This is a genomic window from Armatimonas sp. (genome assembly GCF_031410135.1).
GTDB lineage: Bacteria > Armatimonadota > Armatimonadia > Armatimonadales > Armatimonadaceae > Armatimonas.
Map to the genome: position 1 here is coordinate 1 of NZ_JANNYP010000919.1, position 2,476 is coordinate 2,476.

Below are 2,476 nucleotides of genomic sequence, written 5' to 3' on the forward strand. Positions count from 1 at the left end.
CCCTTTGTGTCAATATGGAGTGAGACAGTCCGGTGTAGGTACACTCTACCCGCCAGACGCGCGGGAAGGAAGAAATCACCGTGTCCCAATCACCCAAAACCAAAGCTCAAGGATCCAGAACCAAGGACGTTACAGCACGATATGAAGAGCCTCCATTGAGCCAATCCCTACAGGCTTCCTCGTCCCTACAGGCTCCACAAGAAATACCAGATCCCCAAGTCATTGCTGGAAACACCGAGTTTGGAAATCGCTATCCAAGAACCTACAAGATCAAAATCCTCCAAGAGAGCGATGCCTGCACCAAACCCGGAGAACTGGGACAATTCCTCAGACAAGCAGGACTCACCCACGCGACACTTACTGGCTTCCGAAAGCAACGAGCTGCAGGCACTTTGAACATTACAGGCACTCTGGAGGTCACTGACGCTCCTCAATCCGCGGACACCCCTCAATCCCCCCGCACAAACAAGAAAATAGCGAAAACAAACCAGAAAATAGCGAAAACAAACCAGGACCAAGCAACACCAGATATGGATCAGGCAGCACAGAGCCGAGACCAGGCAGCAAGAGTCATGGATCTAGAGAGGCAAAATCGCCAACTCCAGCGCAAGCTCCAACAGGCAGAAGCGATCCTGGAGATCCAAAAAAAAGTCTCATACCTCTTGGAGATCTCCTTAGACAAGCCGGAGAATTAAAGAATCCAGCCAGAGAGTTCAGGGCACAACTACACATGATTGTCCAAGCGCAAGATCCCAAACCCGCTCTAGCTCCTCTCTTGAAGGGGCTTGGCCTCAGCCGGGCCACCTATTATCGCAGTAGGCGAGCCACGACATCACCCTCAAAAGAATCTCCGGAGCCTTTGGGCACAGCAGAGCCTTTGGACAGTCAAGATTCGGTTCTGGGCGGTCAAGACCTGGTCTTAGCCAATGATCCTTTGGCCCCTAGTCGGTGCCGCGTGCCAGGAAGGGCACTCACTCCTCAGGAGCGAGAGGCGATCTATCAACACCTTTACGAGCCCCGCTTTGTGGATCTGACCCCAAGCGAGGTCTATGCAACTCTACTGGACGAAGGAATCTACCTGTGCTCACAGCGCACCCTCTATCGCCTTCTCAAGGCAGATAGAGCTGACACTCCGCGCACAAGGGCACGAAAACACACCCACTATGCCAAACCAGAACTGCTGGCCACGGGGCCAAACCAAGTCTGGAGCTGGGACATTACCAAACTCAAGGGGCCAGCAACCTGGACGTATTTCCACCTGTATGTCATTATTGATGTCTACAGTCGCTATGTCGTGGGGTGGATGTTGGCCTACCGAGAAAGCCAGGAGCTGGCAAAGCACTTTATCGATGAGACTTTGGCCAAACACAACATCCCTGTGGGACAGCTCACCCTGCATGCGGATCGTGGCTCTGCCATGACGAGCAAGAGCGTGGCTCTGCTGCTCAGTGACCTGGGGGTGGTCAAAACCCACTCTCGCCCCCATGTCTCCAATGACAATCCCTATTCGGAATCGCAGTTCAAGACTCTCAAGTACCGTCCTGAGTTTCCCGAGCGTTTCGGCAGTATCGAGTCTGCTCGTGAGCTATGTTGCCAATTGATGCGTTGGTACAACGGAGAGCATCACCACGGTGGCATCGCGCTCTTGACTCCCCAGATGGTTCATTTTGGACAAGCCTCTCTCGTGATAGAGCGTCGTCAAGCTTGCCTGGACCAAGCCTATGACTGCCACCGTGCTCGCTTTGTCAATCATGCTCCTCTGCATGCCTGCTTGCCTGATGCCGTCTGGATAAATCCACCAGTGCCAACGTCTTTGCCGGTGCCAACGTCTTTGCCGGTCGCCCTCTTGAGTCCTGTGACCCTCTTGAATGACTCGGTCGCGTTGCGTGATGAACCAACCGCGTTACGTAACGAAAGCCCAGTACGTAACGCAGTTTTAGAGAGTCCAATCCCTGGCTCTGACAGCCCAAATCCTAGCGAACCAGGCTCTCTTGAGCAAGTGGTGCAACAGCAATGATGGAGCAACAAAGTTCTCAAAGGGAGCAGTCAGCTTCCCCAGTGGATGGTGCCCAGAAGCGACGTTCTCAAGCGGCTCTACGCCAGCAACGCTTTCGTGAGCGACAAGCCTTGTCACGCTCTTCAGAACAGGCTGCCAAGGGTCTTCCTGCTCTGCCTTCGATTCCCAGTATTGCCGGTCATGCTCGTTGGAATCAAGCCTTAAGCGCGGCTCATCTGTTGGTTGAGCAGGTCAACCAGGAGATGCAATCCTATGGCGAGTCTCGTTCCTTGTCTTGGCAAGACAGTGAGCGCGGCGAAATGTTTAGCCAGCGGCAGGAGGAAGTGGAATCGGTGTTGAACCAGTTGGAGGATCTACTCATCGCCGAGGAAGTGCCCGCATCAAAAGGAAGGAAATGAAATTCGATCTCGTCACCAATTTACCTACAACAAACTGTCTCATTTATATTGACAAGTTCCG

General features: G+C 53.3%; 2 protein-coding genes and 1 pseudogene. All 3 read left to right on the top strand.

The annotated features are described in order from the left end of the window. The first annotated feature begins 80 nt into the window (after positions 1 to 80). The 3 genes and pseudogenes from RMO15_RS32635 (at position 81) to RMO15_RS32645 (ending at position 2,415) form a co-directional block, all read left to right on the top strand. Positions 81 to 695 carry a hypothetical protein gene (locus tag RMO15_RS32635; protein WP_309723365.1) on the top strand — a complete coding sequence of 205 codons (615 nt, stop codon included), beginning with the start codon at positions 81 to 83 and terminating at the stop codon, positions 693 to 695. Positions 696 to 955: 260 nt separating this feature from the next. Continuing rightward, positions 956 to 1,813, top strand: a pseudogene (locus RMO15_RS32640) (transposase); the annotation flags it as partial. Positions 1,814 to 2,013: 200 nt separating this feature from the next. Beyond that, positions 2,014 to 2,415 (top strand): hypothetical protein, encoded by a 402-nt coding sequence (locus RMO15_RS32645; RefSeq protein ID WP_309723368.1) that lies wholly within the window; start codon positions 2,014 to 2,016, stop codon positions 2,413 to 2,415. Positions 2,416 to 2,476 lie beyond the last annotated feature (61 nt).

What these genes read in the sequence shown, in the direction of transcription:
- RMO15_RS32645 (WP_309723368.1), top strand. Translation starts at nt 2,014, where the DNA reads ATGATGGAGCAACAAAGTTCTCAAAGGGAGCAGTCAGCTTCCCCAGTG.